Source organism: Pannonibacter sp. CBAS1226 (assembly GCF_055685825.1).
Map to the genome: position 1 here is coordinate 155290 of NZ_JBVOUO010000007.1, position 15538 is coordinate 170827.

13 protein-coding genes are annotated in these 15538 nt (G+C 64.3%); 6 read left to right on the forward strand and 7 right to left on the reverse strand.

Going from position 1 to position 15538, the window contains the following annotated elements; translation table 11 throughout:
- The first annotated feature begins 120 nt into the window (after nucleotides 1-120).
- The 4 genes from AC0CMF_RS19090 (at nucleotide 121) to AC0CMF_RS19105 (ending at nucleotide 4992) form a co-directional block, all read left to right on the forward strand.
- Nucleotides 121-1704, forward strand: coding sequence for an ABC transporter substrate-binding protein (locus tag AC0CMF_RS19090; RefSeq protein ID WP_374629527.1), 1584 nt, complete (start codon nucleotides 121-123; stop codon nucleotides 1702-1704).
- A 388-nt stretch (nucleotides 1705-2092) separates the two neighbouring features.
- Nucleotides 2093-2332 (forward strand): heavy-metal-associated domain-containing protein, encoded by a 240-nt coding sequence (locus AC0CMF_RS19095; protein ID WP_026355779.1) that lies wholly within the window; start codon nucleotides 2093-2095, stop codon nucleotides 2330-2332.
- A 5-nt stretch (nucleotides 2333-2337) separates the two neighbouring features.
- Nucleotides 2338-4551 carry a heavy metal translocating P-type ATPase gene (locus AC0CMF_RS19100; RefSeq protein WP_374629528.1) on the forward strand — a complete coding sequence of 738 codons (2214 nt, stop codon included), beginning with the start codon at nucleotides 2338-2340 and terminating at the stop codon, nucleotides 4549-4551.
- A gap of 159 nt (nucleotides 4552-4710) precedes the next feature.
- Nucleotides 4711-4992 (forward strand): SCP2 sterol-binding domain-containing protein, encoded by a 282-nt coding sequence (locus tag AC0CMF_RS19105; protein WP_019964911.1) that lies wholly within the window; start codon nucleotides 4711-4713, stop codon nucleotides 4990-4992.
- Between the two features lie 52 nt (nucleotides 4993-5044).
- Here the strand turns inward: AC0CMF_RS19105 and AC0CMF_RS19110 are convergent, their stop codons facing one another.
- On the reverse strand, nucleotides 5045-6253 hold the full coding sequence (locus tag AC0CMF_RS19110; protein ID WP_374629529.1) for a citrate/2-methylcitrate synthase: 1209 nt from the start codon (nucleotides 6251-6253) through the stop codon (nucleotides 5045-5047).
- An 83-nt stretch (nucleotides 6254-6336) separates the two neighbouring features.
- On the opposite strand from AC0CMF_RS19110, the gene AC0CMF_RS19115 reads away from it, so the two are divergent.
- Nucleotides 6337-7443, forward strand: coding sequence for a citrate synthase (locus AC0CMF_RS19115; protein WP_374629530.1), 1107 nt, complete (start codon nucleotides 6337-6339; stop codon nucleotides 7441-7443).
- A 16-nt stretch (nucleotides 7444-7459) separates the two neighbouring features.
- On the opposite strand, the gene AC0CMF_RS19120 is transcribed toward AC0CMF_RS19115, so the two are convergent.
- The 3 genes from AC0CMF_RS19120 to AC0CMF_RS19130 form a co-directional block, all read right to left on the reverse strand.
- Nucleotides 7460-9088: a GMC family oxidoreductase gene (locus AC0CMF_RS19120; protein WP_374629531.1), complete on the reverse strand. Its 1629-nt coding sequence runs from the start codon at nucleotides 9086-9088 to the stop codon at nucleotides 7460-7462.
- Between the two features lie 79 nt (nucleotides 9089-9167).
- Entirely contained in the window at nucleotides 9168-9905 is a 738-nt protein-coding gene (locus tag AC0CMF_RS19125; RefSeq protein ID WP_374629532.1) for a tellurite resistance TerB family protein, read from the reverse strand.
- A gap of 65 nt (nucleotides 9906-9970) precedes the next feature.
- Nucleotides 9971-10450, reverse strand: coding sequence for an Lrp/AsnC family transcriptional regulator (locus tag AC0CMF_RS19130; RefSeq protein ID WP_174235483.1), 480 nt, complete (start codon nucleotides 10448-10450; stop codon nucleotides 9971-9973).
- A 124-nt stretch (nucleotides 10451-10574) separates the two neighbouring features.
- Here AC0CMF_RS19130 and hppD point away from each other — a divergent pair, with 124 nt between their 5' ends.
- On the forward strand, nucleotides 10575-11687 hold the full coding sequence (gene hppD, locus AC0CMF_RS19135) for a 4-hydroxyphenylpyruvate dioxygenase (RefSeq protein WP_374629533.1): 1113 nt from the start codon (nucleotides 10575-10577) through the stop codon (nucleotides 11685-11687).
- A gap of 84 nt (nucleotides 11688-11771) precedes the next feature.
- On the opposite strand, the gene AC0CMF_RS19140 is transcribed toward hppD, so the two are convergent.
- The 3 genes from AC0CMF_RS19140 to xylA form a co-directional block, all read right to left on the reverse strand.
- Nucleotides 11772-13175 (reverse strand): alpha,alpha-trehalose-phosphate synthase (UDP-forming), encoded by a 1404-nt coding sequence (locus AC0CMF_RS19140; RefSeq protein WP_374629534.1) that lies wholly within the window; start codon nucleotides 13173-13175, stop codon nucleotides 11772-11774.
- Nucleotides 13176-13401: 226 nt separating this feature from the next.
- On the reverse strand, nucleotides 13402-14139 hold the full coding sequence (gene otsB, locus AC0CMF_RS19145; protein ID WP_123195202.1) for a trehalose-phosphatase: 738 nt from the start codon (nucleotides 14137-14139) through the stop codon (nucleotides 13402-13404).
- Nucleotides 14140-14221: 82 nt separating this feature from the next.
- The gene (xylA, locus tag AC0CMF_RS19150) at nucleotides 14222-15538 is read right to left on the reverse strand and encodes a xylose isomerase (RefSeq protein WP_374629535.1); all 1317 of its coding nucleotides are present in this window, start codon (nucleotides 15536-15538) and stop codon (nucleotides 14222-14224) included.

A 15538-nucleotide genomic window follows, 5' to 3' on the forward strand; every position in this document is an offset into this window, starting at 1 on the left:
CCACTCTTGCGATGATAGGATGACCGGCACACACGCCGCCAGACCCAGCTGACCCGCCCGACTATCTGCGGCCCGGACCATTGGGACGGGCAGGCAGAACAGGACACGGGCGGGGCACCCATGATCTTCAGACAGTTTCTCGCAGGCGGCTTGTTAGCCGCCTCTGCAACTCTTCTCCATGCGGAACCGGTCACATTCCGCTATGCCTATCAGGGCGGGCTGAACAGCCTTGATCCCTATTCCCTCAATGAGACCTTCTCCCTCTCCGCCCTCGGCAATGTCTATGAGGGGCTGGTGCGGCGGAACGCGAAGCTGGAGCTGGAGCCCGCGCTCGCCGAACGCTGGGAGATGCTGAGCCCGGTCCACTGGCGCTTTCACCTGCGCAAGGATGTGCGCTTTCACGACGGCGGCACGCTGACGGCAGATGACGTGGTGTTCTCCGCCACACGCGTCCGGTCGCAAGGGTCTGACGTGGGCACACGGCTGCCCGCAGGCACGGAAGTGGTGGCCGTTGACAGCCATACCATCGACTTCCATCTCACGTCCCCTGCCCCGGCGCTGCCCGCCGAATGGGAAACCTGGTACATCATGGACAAGGAATGGACGGAGGCAAACGGCGCCGTTCCGGTTACCTCGGCGTCCAGCGCGGCGCCGGGCGCTGCTGCCCTCAAGGCCAACGGCACCGGCCCCTACCGGATCATCAGCCACGAGCCAGGCCTGAAAACCGTCTACGGCAAGAACCCCGACTGGTGGGATGCCACGGACGGCCTGCCGGACCGGGTGGAGTTTTCCGCCGTCACATCCGGCCCCACCCGCGTTGCCGCGCTTCTCTCCGGCGAACTGGACATGATCTATCCGGTGCCGGTGCAGGATATCGCGCGGGTGGACCAGAGCCCGTCCACCCAGGTGCTCAGCGGACCGGAACTGCGCACGCTGTTTCTGGGCCTCGATCAAAGCCGTGACGAGTTGCTTTACTCCGATGTGAAGGGCAGCAACCCGTTCAAGGATGTGCGCGTGCGCAAGGCCGTCTATCAGGCGATCGACACTGGCGCCATCACCAGCAAGATCATGCGCGGCACAGCCGAACCTGCCGCCCTTCTCGTCAGCCCGGCGCTGTTTGCCCGCGCAGGGGAGTTTACGCGCCTGCCCTACGATCCGGAGGCCTCCCGGCGCCTGCTGGCTGAGGCGGGCTACCCGGACGGCTTTGCCCTGACGCTCGACTGCCCGAATGACCGCTATGTCAACGACGCCAGCATCTGTGAGGCTGTTGCGGCCATGCTCTCGAAGGTTGGCATCAGGACCCGCGCGGACATCCAGCCGAAGGCGAAATACTTCGGGCGCATCCTGCCCACCGGCGGCTATGACACTTCCTTCTATCTGTTTGGGTGGACTCCGGCCGACTTCGACAGCCTCAGCCTGCTGCAGGCGGTTGCCATGTGCCGGAATACGGCCACGGGCGAAGGCGCCTTCAACATCGGCGGCTACTGCAACGAGCAGGCAGATGCCCTGATCCGCCAGCTTGCCAGCGAGGAAGACAAGGACCGGCGTGCGGACATCACCGCGCAGATCTACACCCTGCTCAACGGGGATGCGGCCTATATCCCGCTGCATCAGCAGAAGCTGGCCTGGGGTGTCTCAAACCGGTTCCATGTGGAGCAGCGGGCCGATGACCAGTTCCTGTTCCGCTTCATCCGGCGGCAATAACCGGCCTGCGGCACTTTGTCCGGCCTGATTGCGGCCTGATTGCGGACTGACTTTGGCCAGGCGGCAGCAGCGCGAAAAAAGGGGGGAAGCATATGGCCTCCCCCCAACACTTAACGCCCGTTCAATGACTTGGACTAAAATCTGGCCCTCAAATACGCCGAGCCTACTTAAATTCCACAAGATGATGTTACCGCGTTGCACAATAAATTAAAGCCTCAAATTGAGGAAATATTGAGCAAAAAGGCTCGCAACCTGCCGAAATATGCTGCATCGCAACAACCCTTGACCTTCCAGCAGCTGGAAGCCCTATTTTGGGCAAGATCCCGCGATTCAAGACACCGGCCCCGCAAAAGCGATGGCCCGGTGCAGGCATAAGGACCAGGCAGCCATGACATCCGCAGACCTTTCCAGCCCCCGCCAGCTGATGCTCGACGTTTCCGGCATGACCTGCGGCGGCTGTGCCGCGAGCGTGCAGCGGCTCTTGACCGGCGTCGATGGCGTCTCGGCGGCGAGCGTCGATCTCGCCGCAAAAAGCGCGGCCGTAACGGTCACAAAGAATGTGCCCGTGCCGGAACTGGTTGCCGTGCTGGAAAATGCCGGTTTCCCTGCCCGGCTGCGGGAGGAGTAACCGGCATGCGATCCGCAAGCTCTTCGAGCGCCCGCGAACTGACGCTCGACATCTCCGGCATGACCTGCGGCAGCTGTGCCGCGCGCCTGCAGCGCTCCCTGTCCGCCGTCGACGGGGTGGCGGAAGCCAATGTGAACCTTGCCCTGGAAAATGCCCGGCTGGCGCTGGTGCGGGACATTCCCGTGCCGGACCTGATTGCCGCCGTGGAAAAGGCCGGTTTTTCTGCCCGCCTGCATGAGGATGAAGCCGCCAAGGCCCGGGCAGAGCGCGAGAAGGCAGAAGCCGCCGCGCGGGCGGAAGACCGCAAGGCCTTCCTGCTGTTCGTGATGGGTGCTGCGTTTTCCCTGCCGCTGGTCATTTCCATGGCGCTGATGCCTTTCGGCATCCACTGGATGATCCCCGGGCTGGTGCAGCTGCTGCTGGCAACCCCGGTGCAAATCCTGCTGGGCGCCCGCTTCTACCGGGGCGCCTTCAAGGCCGTGCTTTCGGGCGGTGCCAACATGGATGTGCTGGTCGCCCTCGGCACGTCCGCCGCCTATGGCTACAGCCTTTACCGGGTCTTCGTGCCGGATCCCTCTGGCGTGGAGCATCTTTATTTCGAAGCGTCCATGGTGATCCTGACGCTGGTTCTGCTCGGCAAGCTGCTGGAAAACCGCGCCCGCCGCGCCACCTCTGCCGCCGTGCGGGCGCTGATGGCGCTGCGGCCGGAAACCGCCAACAAGATTGACGGCGATACGGTCACCACCGTTCCCATCACCGAGATCCGCCTGGGCGACCGGGTGCTGGTGCGCCCCGGCGAAAGAGTGCCGGTGGACGGCCAGATCGAGAAGGGCAAGAGCGAGCTGGACGAAACGCTGATCACCGGCGAAAGCCTGCCCGTGACCCGTTCTGCCGGCGACCACGTCACCGCTGGCACCATCAACGGCTCCGGTGCTCTGACGGTTGAAGTGCTGGCGCTGGGTGAAGAAACCGTCCTTGCCCGCATCATCAAGCTGGTCGAGACAGCGCAAGGGCGCAAGGCGCCGGTGCAGAAGCTTGTCGACAAGGTGTCGGCGATTTTCGTGCCGGTGATCATCGTCTTCGCCCTTCTCACCTTTGCCGGATGGATGATCTGGGGCGGCAGCCTTGATGCGGCCATTGGCGCCAGTGTGGCCGTGCTCGTCATCGCCTGTCCCTGCGCCCTGGGCCTTGCTACCCCCACGGCCCTTGTGGCTGGAACAGGCGCTGCGGCGCGGGCCGGCATTCTCATCCGCGACATCGAAGCGCTGGAAGTGGCGCACCGGCTGAAGCTCGTGGCCTTCGACAAGACCGGCACGCTGACACGCGGCGCCCCTGCCGTCACCGATGTCATCGCCTTTGACCGGGACAATGACGGCCTGCTGGCCGCCGCCGCCTCTGCGCAGCTCGCCAGCGAACATCCGCTGGCCCGGGCCATGGTGGAGGCAGCCAGGGCCAAGGGCCTGCCGCTGTCCACTCCGGATGAGTTCGAGGCCGTGCCGGGCGAAGGCATTGCCGCCATGCTGGGCGGGCATTCGCTGGTGATCGGCAACCGGACCCTGATGGACCGGCTGAAGGTGGAGAGCATGACCGCAGACTCCATCCGCAAGTCGCTGGAGAGCGAAGGCAAGACCAGCGTTCTTGCCGCCCTGGATGGCCGTGCCGTCGGCGTCATCGCCTTTTCCGACACGCTGCGTGACACCTCGGCGCAAGCGATCCAGGAACTGCGGGAGATGGGCATCCGCACGGTGATGATCACCGGCGACAGCGAGACCGTTGCCCGCAAGGTGGCCGCTGAAACCGGTCTTGACGAGGTGCGCGCAGGCGTGCGCCCGGATGGCAAGGCCAAGGCAATCGAGGCCCTGCGTGCGGAAGCTGGCGGCGCCGTCGGCATGGTGGGCGACGGGCTGAATGATGCGCCAGCGCTTGCTGCCGCCGACATCGGCATTGCCATGGGTTCGGGCGTTGACGTGGCCATGGAGGCTGCCGGCATCACGCTGATGCGCTCGGACCCGCTGATGGTGGCGGCGGCTGTGCGCGTTTCCAAGGCAACGCTTACGAAGATCCGGCAGAACCTGTTCTGGGCCTTCGCCTACAATGTCATCGGCATTCCGCTGGCGGCCTTTGGCATGCTGTCACCGGCCTTTGCCGGGGCAGCGATGGCGCTCAGTTCGGTTTCCGTTGTCACCAACGCGGGCCTGCTGAAGCGCTGGAAGCCTTGAGCCTTTTGCAACATTGCCGTGGCATAGTCGTTTCCGCTGGCCGATTGCCCACTTGACGATTACGTAAACGGTATGCTTGGGTCAGCGCAGAGGAAATTGAAGCCTCATGACTTTAACGGCAGGGCGAAGATTTGCCCTGCGCCACGGGAGATGGAACGAATGAGCCTGCAGGAACTGACCGAAGCCGTACGTGCAAAAGTGGCTGGCGGCGGCATCGACGACACCGTGAAGTTTGATTGCGGCAGCGATGGCGTCATCTTCCTCGACGGCTCGACCGTCACCAACGAGGACAAGGACGCCGACTGCACCATCAAGATCTCGTCGGATAACCTCGCCGATCTTCTGGCTGGTGAGCTGAACCCGACGATGGCCTTCATGACCGGCAAGATCAAGGTCGAGGGCAACATGGCCGTTGCCATGAAGCTCGGCAGCATCGTCTGAAGCCGGACCCTGAAACGGCATGGCGCGGCTCCGTCCATGGACGGGGCCGCTCTCATTTGCGCGGGCGTTCGCCGGTGTAGATGGCGCGGGGGCGGATCTGCTCGGGAGCGGCATATTGCTCCAGCGCATGGGCTATCCAGCCCACCATGCGCCCGGCGCAGAAGATGGTCTTGCCTGCCTGCGGCGGCAGACCGAGGGCGCGGCGCAGCACGGCGAAGGCAAAATCGATATTCGGCTCCAGACCGAACAGATCGCGCGCCAGATCGATGACGATGGCCGCCAGTTCCGCCGCAGGACCGCCACCCTTCTTCGCCTTCAGCATGTCCAGCAGCATGTCTCCGCGCGGATCCTTGCTGCGATAAACCGAATGGCCGAACCCATGCAGCGGCTCTCCCAGCATCAGCCGCTCGTGCAGCACTGCTTCTGCATCCGCTGCTGAATGGATCTGATCGAACCACAGCCCCACCCGGTCTGACGCCGCCCCGTGCCGGGGTCCAGTGAAGGCGCCAGCCCCTGCAATCAGCGCCGCATGCAGGGGCGCACGGGTGGAGGCGGCGCAGCGCACGGTGAAGGCGCTGGTGTTGAGCTCATGATCGGCGGAGAGGACGAGCGCGGCCCGGATCAGATCCGCGCCGTCTGCAGCTGAAACTCCCCCGGCACCGGAACGGCCAGACACCAGCCAGCACTCCGCCAGTTGCTCATGCACCGGCAGGCTCGAAACCTCCGCCCGGCCCAGCAGCGCCGCCGCAGCAACCCGCACGAAAGCGGCCCCCTTGCGCAGCAGCAATTGCGGCGAGCGGGTATAGGCGGAAGGATCAGACACGGGCCAGGCGGCCAGCGCCGTCATCAGCCTTTCCACTGCACCCATCCCGTCCGGAAAAAGCGGCAGCCGCATGCTGACCGTCCCGGCGAAAGGGTCCTCCTCGCAGTCCCAGAGCAGAGCCGCAGTGGCTTCCAGCGTCAGGCTCTTGGCAAGATCGGTCGCCCTGTGCCCCCGGTACCAGGGCCCATCCTCGCCAATGTGGGTGAGCCGGGTTTCCAGCACCGGATCCCCGGACAGCGGCCTTGCCCCGCCCTGCGGCTCGGGCTTGTCGCGCTGCACCAGCAGTTTGCGGATGTCGCTGGCATCATAGCGTTTCTGCTTGCCCGGCCCCGGCACGGAGCGGATCAGGCCCCGGCTGACATAGGCATAGAGGGTGGCCGGCTGGATGCCGAGTTCGGCGACGGCCTCGCGGGCGGAGAGATAAAGCGGCTGGCTCATATATTGATTGTATCTATCAATATTGACCACATCAAGCATTCCTCCTTTCATGCCGTTCAGACGGCAAAGGAGGGAGTTTTTCCATGACGCTCGCTTACCCCAACCCGGTTTTCACCGGCGCACAGGCCGAAGGCCTAGATGGCATCACCGCTGCCGCCACGATCCTCAGTGAAGTGGACGGCGAAGGCGGACGGCTGGTGCTGCGCGGCAGACCCATCGAAGACCTCGCCGGAAAGCTCAGCTATGAAGAAGCAGCCAGCTTCTTCTGGGCCGATATCCTGCGCGTGCCGCGCGGCGCGGAGCTGACGGCCCGCTTTGCCGAGGCCCGTGCCACGGCGGCCCGCGCCCTGCCCGTGCTGCAGGCCGCCTCGCCGAAGCTCGGCACCTATGAGCTGATGCGGCTGGGGCTTTCTGCACTGGCCAGCGAAGGGGCGGACGAAGATCCCGTGGTGCTGTGCGGCAGCCTGCCGGTGTTTCTGGCCGCAGGCTGGCGGATCAGCCAGGGCCTTGCCCCGGTGATGCCCGATCTTGGCCTGCGCAGCTCGGAAGACATGCTGCGCATGCTGACGCGCAAGGCGCCGGATGCACGGGCGGCGGCAGCGGTCGACCGCTATCTCGTGACCATTCTCGATCACGGCTTCAACGCCTCCACCTTCACCGCCCGCGTCATTGCCTCGACGGGCGCGGACATGGCTTCTGCCGTCATCGGCGCCATGGGAGCCCTGAAGGGCCCGCTGCATGGCGGCGCGCCGGGACCGGTGCTGGACATGCTCGATGCCATCGGCACCTCGGACCGGGCGGAGCGCTGGATCGAACGGGCGTTGAAAGACGGCAAGCGGCTGATGGGCTTCGGCCACCGCATCTACCGCACCCGCGACCCGCGCGCCGATGTGCTGAAGGCAGGTCTTGCGGAACTGCCCTCCAACGCCGGACGGCTGATCCTGGCGCAAGGGGTTGAGCAGGCAGCGCTTGCCGCACTCGCCCGGCACAAGCCGGACCGGCCCCTGCAGACCAATGTGGAGTATTACACCGCCGTGATGCTGGAAGCGGCGGGCATCGACCGCAGCCTGTTCACGCCCCTGTTCGCCGTGGGCCGGGCCATCGGCTGGTGCGGCCATGTGGCCGAGCAGCGCGCCACTGGCCGCCTCATCCGCCCCGCCTCGCGCTATGTGGGGCCGGTCGCGGCATAGCCTCCCCGGATGCAGATCAGGCCGCGGCCACCGCTGCGCCCTGACGCCGGTCCTCCCGGATCATCGCCGCGCCCTTGTCCGCGATCATCACCGTGGGGGCGTTGGTGTTGCCGGAGGTGATCAGCGGCATGACGGAAGCGTCCACGACACGCAGGCCCTCGATGCCCCGCACCCGCAGCCGCCCATCCACGACGCTGCCCCCATCCGCACCCATGCGGCAGGTGCTGGTGGGATGGAAGATGGTGGTGCCGATATCGCCCGCTGCCCGCGCCAGTTCCTCATCGCTCTGCAGCGAGGGGCCGGGCAGATATTCCTCCGGCCGGTAGCGGGCCATGGCCGGGGCTTCCATGATCCGCCGGGTCAGGCGGATGCTGTCCGCCGCCACCTGCCGGTCAGCCGCAGCGGAGAGATAATTGGGGCGGATCTCCGGCTGGTCCTTGGCATGGCCCGTCAGCGCATGCACATGGCCCCGGCTCTCGGGCCGCAGATTGCAGACACTGGCGGTGATCGCCGGGAAGGGATGCAGCGGCTCGCCGAACTTGTCGAGCGACAGCGGCTGCACGTGATATTCGATGTTGGCCGTCTCGAAGGAGGGATCAGACTTGGCAAAGACGCCCAGCTGGCTGGGCGCCATGGACATGGGGCCGGAGCGGTTCAGCGCATATTCCAACGCGATACGCGCCTTGCCGAAGAGATTGCCCGCCATCTGGTTCAGCGTCTTTGCCCCATGCACCTTGAAGATGGTGCGCAGCTGCAGATGATCCTGAAGGTTCTCGCCCACCTCCGGCAAACTATGACGGACCGTGACGCCGATGCGATCCAGCACATCCGGATTGCCGATGCCCGACAGCTCCAGAATATGCGGCGACTTCACGGCCCCGGCAGCAAGGATCACCTCGCCGCGTGCCCGTGCCGTGGCAGGCACCCCCTTCACCGTCAGCGCAACGCCGGAGGCACGGCGGCCATCCAGAAGAACGCTGGTGACCTCCGCCTGCGTCACCACGCGCAGATTGGGCCGCTTCAGCGCTGGGCGCAGGAAGCCCTTGGCCGTGTTCCAGCGGATGCCGTGCTTCTGGTTCACCTGAAAATAGGACGAGCCGAAATTGTCGCCCCGGTTGAAGTCATCCACCTTGGGAATGCCCGTTTCGGCACAGGCCTCCCGGAAACTGTCCAGCACGTCCCAGGACAGGCGCTGCTGCTCCACCCTGAGCCCGCCGCCCTGCCCGTGCAGGTCATCGTTCCACTGGTAGTGGTCCTCGCAGGCACGGAAATGCGGCAGCACATCCTCCCAGCCCCAGCCGGTGAGGCCAAGCTGGCGCCAGCCGTCATAATCACGGGCCTGACCACGCATGTAGATCATGCCGTTGATCGACGAGCAGCCGCCCAGCACCTTGCCGCGCGGATAGTTGAGCGCACGCCCGTTCAGCCCTGGCTCTGCCGCCGTGCGGAAGCACCAGTCCGTGCGCGGATTGCCCATGCAATAGAGATAGCCGACGGGGATATGGATCCAGTGATAGCTGTCACGCCCGCCCGCTTCCAGCAGCAGCACCCGGATGTCCGGATCCTGCGACAGCCGGTTCGCCAGAACGCAACCCGCCGAGCCTGCGCCGACGATCACATAGTCCCACTCGCCCAGATCCTGCATGTTTCCACCCGTGTTCTTTTGAACAAGAGGAGACACGCAGGCGCGGTCCGGTCAAGACCCTCAAAGGGCGGGCATGAGATTACGCCATTTCCTGTTCTCGCACGGCCATCTCGATCTCGTCCACCAGCGCCGGATCGAGGTTCAGCCGGGCAGCGAGCATCTGGAGATAGGCTTTTTCCGCCGCGTGATCGGGATCAATGGCAAGCCGCGAGGCGGCGTAGATTTCGGCGGCGGTTTCCGGTGACGTGGCGCTCCTGACGATCTTGTCGAGATCGAGCGGCGCGCGCAGCTCGTCCATCAGGAAGGCCTTGGATTCGGAATCAAGCCCGGCCTCATCCATCTTGCCGAAGATGCGGCGCTGTTCTTCCGCGTCGATATGGCCGTCTGCCTTGGCAGCGGCGATCATGGCGCTGAGCAGGGTCCGGGCCACGATCTGGCTGCCGCCGGGCGCGCGCTCCGGGTCAAAGGCCGTGCCGCGCGGGGCTTCCAGTTCCAGCGGGGCGCGCTGCTGCGGGCCGGGGGACTGGCCGCCGTTCTGCTGGCCGGTCTGATAATCGCGGTAGGCCTTGTAGGCGAGGCCTGCGACCAGCGCGAGGCCGCCATAGGTGACCGCCTTGCCGCCGATCTTGCGTGCAGACTTGCTGCCCAGCAGCAGCCCGGCGAGCCCGCCAGCAGCCAGACCGCCAGCGTTCGACGACAGGAAATCCTTGCCGCGGGACATCAGGTCACCGGAACCGCCCGTCTTGCCGCCTTGTGCAAGACCGGAGCGGGAAGCCGCACCCATCACCTGATCGAGAAGGGATTTCGCATCGAACATCTCTGGAAGCTCCTTGGCAAACCTTGCGTCAGCCTGAGATGGTGGCTGGCCTGCCAAGCCGCAAGTCAGCGCCCGGCGGGAACACTGTCCAGAGGCAGCAGATTGTCATCTTTCAGCGTGTCCATGGCGATGGACGAGCGCACGTTCTGCACGGCCTCATGCGGCAGCAGGTCGTCATTGATCACCCGGCTCAGCGCCTTCAGGTCCGGCACCACGATCTTCAGCATGTAATCCACGTCGCCCGTCAGCGTATGCGCCTCCTGCACCTCGGGCATGGCCTGCACCATGGCGCGGAAGCGGCGGGCATTCTCCCGGCTGTGGGCACCAAGAGTGACGCCGACAAAAGCCGTCACCGAAAAGCCCAGCCGTTCGGTCGCCAGATCTGCCCGGTAGCGGCGGATGATGCCCTCTGCTTCCAGCGCCTGCCGGCGGCGGGAAATCTGGCTGGCAGAGAGCCCGATCCGCTCCCCGAGCTGCTGGTTGGTGAGAGCGGCATTTTCCTGAAGCGCGGACAGAAGCCGCAGATCAAAGCTGTCAACCTGCATGATGATGCATCCAATAGGGAAAGAGCGCATAAAACTTGCATCATCTTACGGGATTTTACGTCCTTTGCACACACATTGCGCGCGCCAGAGCGCAAGCTTGTCTCACCATCAAGAGGAGGACAGCATGGGACCTTTCCCGCACGACGCACCGCCCGCCACCATCACGGCTGACAACCCGGCAGGCACCGACGGCTTCGAGTTCGTGGAATTTGCCCATCCGGAGCCCGAGAAGCTGGATGCCCTGTTCCGCCGCATGGGCTACAGCCCCGTGGCAAAGCACAGGACCAAAAACATCACCGTCTACCGTCAGGGCGACGTGAACTACATCCTCAATGCCGAGCCCGGTTCCTACGGCATGCGCTTTGTCGAGGCCCACGGCCCCTGCGCACCGGCCATGGCCTGGCGCGTGGTGGATGCACAAAAGGCGTTTGACCATGCCGTGAAGATGGGCGCAACGCCCTATGAAGGGGACGGCAAGACGCTGGACGTGCCGGCCATCATCGGCATCGGCGGCTCGCTGCTCTATTTCATCGATCAGTATGGCGCCAAGGGCTCGGCTTATTCAGCGGAGTTCGAGTGGCTGGGGCCGGTGGATCCGAAGCCGCAAGGCGTCGGCTTCTATTACCTCGACCACCTGACCCATAACGTCTACCGGGGCAACATGGACAAGTGGTGGGACTTCTACCGCAACCTCTTCGGCTTCCGGCAGATCCACTATTTCGACATCGACGGGCGCATCACCGGTCTTGTCAGCCGCGCCATCACCTCGCCCTGCGGCAAGATCCGCATTCCGCTGAACGAGTCCAAGGACGACACCAGCCAGATCGAGGAATATCTGCGCAAGTACAAGGGCGAAGGCATCCAGCACATCGCGGTGGGCACGGATGACATCTACAGCGCCACCGACCTTCTGGCGGACAACGGCCTGAAGTTCATGCCCGCCCCGCCCGACACCTATTACGAGATGTCCAAGGCCCGCGTGAACGGCCATGACGAGCCGCTGGAACGGATGAAGAAGCACGGCATCCTGATCGACGGCGAAGGCGTTGTGAACGGCGGCATGACGAAGATCCTCTTGCAGATCTTCTCCAAGACCGTCATCGGGCCGATCTTCTTCGAATTCATCCAGCGCAAGGGCGATGAAGGCTTCGGCGAGGGCAACTTCCGCGCCCTGTTTGAATCCATCGAGGAAGACCAGATCCGCCGCGGCGTCATCAAGGTGGATGCTGCGGAGTAACTTGAGCCCAAGCGCCCCGCTGCCGGAAGGTGGCGGGGCCAGCGCAACTTAACGAGGGATGTGGCGGCGGCACCCGCCTTGGCATCAGGCCGCCGTCAACGAGGCCCCAACCTCCCGCCGGGACGCCATAAGATCTGCGACAAAGGAAGAAGACCAGGTCTTCGCGTCGTCGCGGCACAGCCGGTCAAACATCGGCTGCCAGCGGGCGCGGCGCTCGTCCAGCGGCATGGTCAGAGCCCGCTGCAGCCCGCGCGCCACGTCCTCATCCGAATAGGGATTGACGCTGATCGCCTCCGGCATGCCTTCTGCCGCACCGGCAAAGCGGGACAGCACCAGCACCCCCGGATCCTCCGGCGCCTGCGCCGCCACATATTCCTTGGCCACAAGGTTCATGCCGTCGCGCAGCGGCGTGACCAGCCCGACATGGCTCGACCGGTAGAGCCCCGCCAGCACCCGGCGCGGAAAGGCCCGCGCCAGAAAGCGGATCGGCGTCCAGTCCAGCTGCGAGAAGCGGCTGTTGACATGGCCGGTCAGCCCCTCCAGCTCCCGCCGAATATCGATATAGGCATCGAGTTCCGCCCGGGACGGCGGCGCCACCTGCATCAGCGACACCTGCCCCTGATTTTCCGGATAATCCTCCAGCAGCCGGGCAAAGGCACGGAAGCGCTCCGGCAGGCCCTTGGTGTAATCGATCCTGTCCACGCCGACGATCTGGCGCCGCCCGGCCAGCTGCTTGGCAAGGCGGGCGGAGTTCCGCTGCGCATCCGGCGTCGCGGGGAACTGAGCGAAGGCCTCCGCGTCGATGCCGATGGGATAGGCCTTCACCAGCACCTGCCGGTCCTGCAGTTTCACCACTCCGCCCGCACCCTTGGTGCCCCCCAGCTCATCCACCACGAAGCGGCGGAAGTTGGCGGCATCGCGTGAGGTCTGGAAGCCGATCACGTCATAGGCCAGCATGGTGCGGATGAGCGCGCCCGCATTGGGCAGCGCCGCCAGAACCTCCGGCGCCGGGAACGGGATGTGCAGGAAGAAGCCGATGGGAACCTTCACCTCCATCTGGCGCAGCGTCGCGGCCAGCGGCATGAAGTGATAGTCATGCACCCAGACGAAATCATCCTGTTGCAGCAGCGGATGCAGCCGGGAGGCAAAGCGCTCGTTCACATGCCGGTAGCCATTTTCAAAGGCCCGGTCGAAGACAGCCAGATCAAGCCGGTAATGCAGCACCGGCCAGAGCGTCCGGTTTGCATAGCCGGCGTAGAAACTGTCATGGTCGGCCTGGTTCATGTCGATCTGCACCAGCTGGACCGACTTTGTCTTCTGCTGCTGAAAGGGGCCGAAGGTGCCTTCCTCGGAGATCTTGCCGCTCCAGCCGAACCACAGTCCGCCGGAACTCGTGAGCGCATCGACCAGAGCCACGGCGAGCCCTCCAGCCTTGCCTGTGTCCTTCATCGGGCCCACCCGATTTGATACCACAACAAGCCGTCCCATGGCCTTCGCCTCCTTTGCTCTGATTGATGTGCCGGAAGCCTGACAGCAGGCAGGCAGCAGATGAAATGCCCTCTCAAGACACAGTGAAACCAAGGTTCCGGGATGCTGACGCATCACGCCTTGACCTTACTTATGCAGCGCACAACGCCATTGACTGAACAGTCAAGGCAGCAAAGAGTTCCCGCAATGGCTGTTCCAGACACCCTGAAACCGCCGTTTACCGGAGTTAAGCCGTGAGATGGCGCACCTGCTGCGCCAGCCAGTCCGTCACCGCAGCCACATCCGGCAAGCGTGCCGGAGCACAGGTTGGCCCCTCGCCCACCTTGAGCGCGCTGCCGCCAAGGGCGAGCGCGGCCGCCATGGCATCCTCATCCGTCACATCATCGCCTGCAAAGACCGGCACCCGCCCGCGGAAGGGCGGCTGCTCCATGAACTGGCGCAGCGCCAGCCCCTTGTCATGAGTCGCGGGTTTGACTTCCATCACCATCTTGCCGCGCAGGACATGCAGATCCGGCAGCCCGGTCAGAACACGCGCAAGATAAGCCTCCAGCGCGCCTTCCAGATGGGGAACGGACCTGTAATGCAGCGCGATGGCCGCCCCCTTGTCTTCCAGCATGATGCCGTCGGCCAGCAGGCCACTGGCTTCGACCGACCTCCGCAGATACTGCAGGTCCGGCGAGGCTTTGGCACGCACGGGATCAGCAGCAGCGGTGCTGCGCCATTCAAGCCCATGGAGGCCTGCGGCGGGCAGTGCGAGGGGGTGGAGAAATCCGTCGATCTGGGAAATGGGCCGGCCGGTGAGAATGGCCACGGCACCGCCCAGACAATCATTGATCCGGCTCAGAAAGCTGATCACTTGTTCATCAACGTCTACAAGCTCCGGCCGGAGCGCAAGAGCTGCCAGCGTGCCATCAAAATCGAGAAAAAGAGCACTATCGGGCTGCAGACGGACAGAATGTTGCATGTGCTCAGTTTAAGACACACGCGGGAAAAGTCCACCCCTGCCCCGGATTTTCTCCAGAGCAGGGACGGATGATTGCAAGACGTCAAACGAAGAGGTTGACGAGACTTTCCAGATATTCCTGACGGCCGGACTTCGGCTGCGGCTCAAGATCCGTGGCATGAACGCGGTCAGCCAGAGCTTCCAGCGACACGTCACCCTTGAGGATTGCAGCGTTTTCCGGCTTGGACCAGCCGGCGTAACGGTCTTCGACGAAGCCGCCGAGACGGCCATCTTCGATCATGGCGGCCGCAGCCAGCAGCCCGCGCGCAATGGCGTCAGCCGAACCGATGTGGCCCTGGATCAGATCCGCAGCATCGATCGACTGGCGGCGGATCTTGCTGTCGAAGTTGGTGCCGCCGGTGGTGAAGCCGCCGCCTTTCAGGATCTCGTAGTAGGCGAGCGCCAGTTCCGGAACGTTCATGGCGAACTGATCCGTATCCCAGCCCGACTGGTAGTCGTTGCGGTTCATGTCCACCGAGCCGAAGATGCCCAGTGCATTGGCCAGCGCCAACTCGTGCTCGAAGGAGTGACCGGCAAGGATCGCATGGCCCTGCTCGATGTTCACCTTCACTTCGTTCTCCAGACCATAGGCCTTGAGGAAGCCGAAGACGGTGGCGACATCATAGTCATACTGGTGCTTGGTCGGCTCCTGCGGCTTCGGCTCGATCAGGATCGTGCCCTTGAAGCCGGTCTTGTGCTTGTACTCGACCACCATGGACAGGAAGCGGCCGAGCTGGTCCAGTTCGCGCTTCAGGTCGGTGTTGAGCAGGGTTTCATAGCCCTCGCGGCCGCCCCACAGCACGTAGTTTGCACCGCCCAGACGCTTGGTCACGTCCATGGCGTTCTTCACCTGCGCTGCCGAATAGGCGAAGATTTCCGGATCCGGGTTGGTGGCGGCACCGCTCATGAAGCGGCGGTTGGAGAACAGGTTCGCCGTGCCCCACAGCAGCTTGACACCCGTCTCGGCCATCTTCTTTTCAAAGATGTCGGCGATGGCGTTCACATTGGCGTTGCTCTCGGCCAGCGTCGCCCCTTCCGGCGCGATGTCGCGATCGTGGAAGGTGAAGAAGGGCATGTCCAGCAGCTGGAACATCTCGAAGGCAACGTCGGCCTTCAGACGGGCCTGTTCCATCGGATCGCCTGCGGCCATCCACTTGCGCTGGAAGGTGTCACCGCCGAACGGATCACCGCCCGGCCAGCAGAACGAATGCCAGTAGCAGATGGCAAGACGCAGATGGTCTTCCATGCGCTTGCCGAGGACCACCCGGTCCTTGTCGTAAAAGCGGTAGCCATAGGGGTCCCTGGCATCCGGGCCAACAAAGCGGACCGGCTCCAGGCCGTCAAAAAAACCAGTAGCCAC

Coding starts and splice junctions, on each gene's coding strand:
- AC0CMF_RS19090 (WP_374629527.1), top strand. CDS start 121: ATGATCTTCAGACAGTTTCTCGCAGGCGGCTTGTTAGCCGCCTCTGCA.
- otsB (WP_123195202.1), bottom strand. CDS start 14,139: ATGCAACATTCTGTCCGTCTGCAGCCCGATAGTGCTCTTTTTCTCGAT.
- AC0CMF_RS19110 (WP_374629529.1), bottom strand. CDS start 6,253: ATGAGCCAGCCGCTTTATCTCTCCGCCCGCGAGGCCGTCGCCGAACTC.
- AC0CMF_RS19100 (WP_374629528.1), top strand. CDS start 2,338: ATGCGATCCGCAAGCTCTTCGAGCGCCCGCGAACTGACGCTCGACATC.
- hppD (WP_374629533.1), top strand. CDS start 10,575: ATGGGACCTTTCCCGCACGACGCACCGCCCGCCACCATCACGGCTGAC.
- AC0CMF_RS19115 (WP_374629530.1), top strand. CDS start 6,337: ATGACGCTCGCTTACCCCAACCCGGTTTTCACCGGCGCACAGGCCGAA.
- AC0CMF_RS19105 (WP_019964911.1), top strand. CDS start 4,711: ATGAGCCTGCAGGAACTGACCGAAGCCGTACGTGCAAAAGTGGCTGGC.
- AC0CMF_RS19130 (WP_174235483.1), bottom strand. CDS start 10,450: ATGCAGGTTGACAGCTTTGATCTGCGGCTTCTGTCCGCGCTTCAGGAA.
- AC0CMF_RS19120 (WP_374629531.1), bottom strand. CDS start 9,088: ATGCAGGATCTGGGCGAGTGGGACTATGTGATCGTCGGCGCAGGCTCG.
- AC0CMF_RS19125 (WP_374629532.1), bottom strand. CDS start 9,905: ATGTTCGATGCGAAATCCCTTCTCGATCAGGTGATGGGTGCGGCTTCC.
- AC0CMF_RS19095 (WP_026355779.1), top strand. CDS start 2,093: ATGACATCCGCAGACCTTTCCAGCCCCCGCCAGCTGATGCTCGACGTT.
- AC0CMF_RS19140 (WP_374629534.1), bottom strand. CDS start 13,175: ATGGGACGGCTTGTTGTGGTATCAAATCGGGTGGGCCCGATGAAGGAC.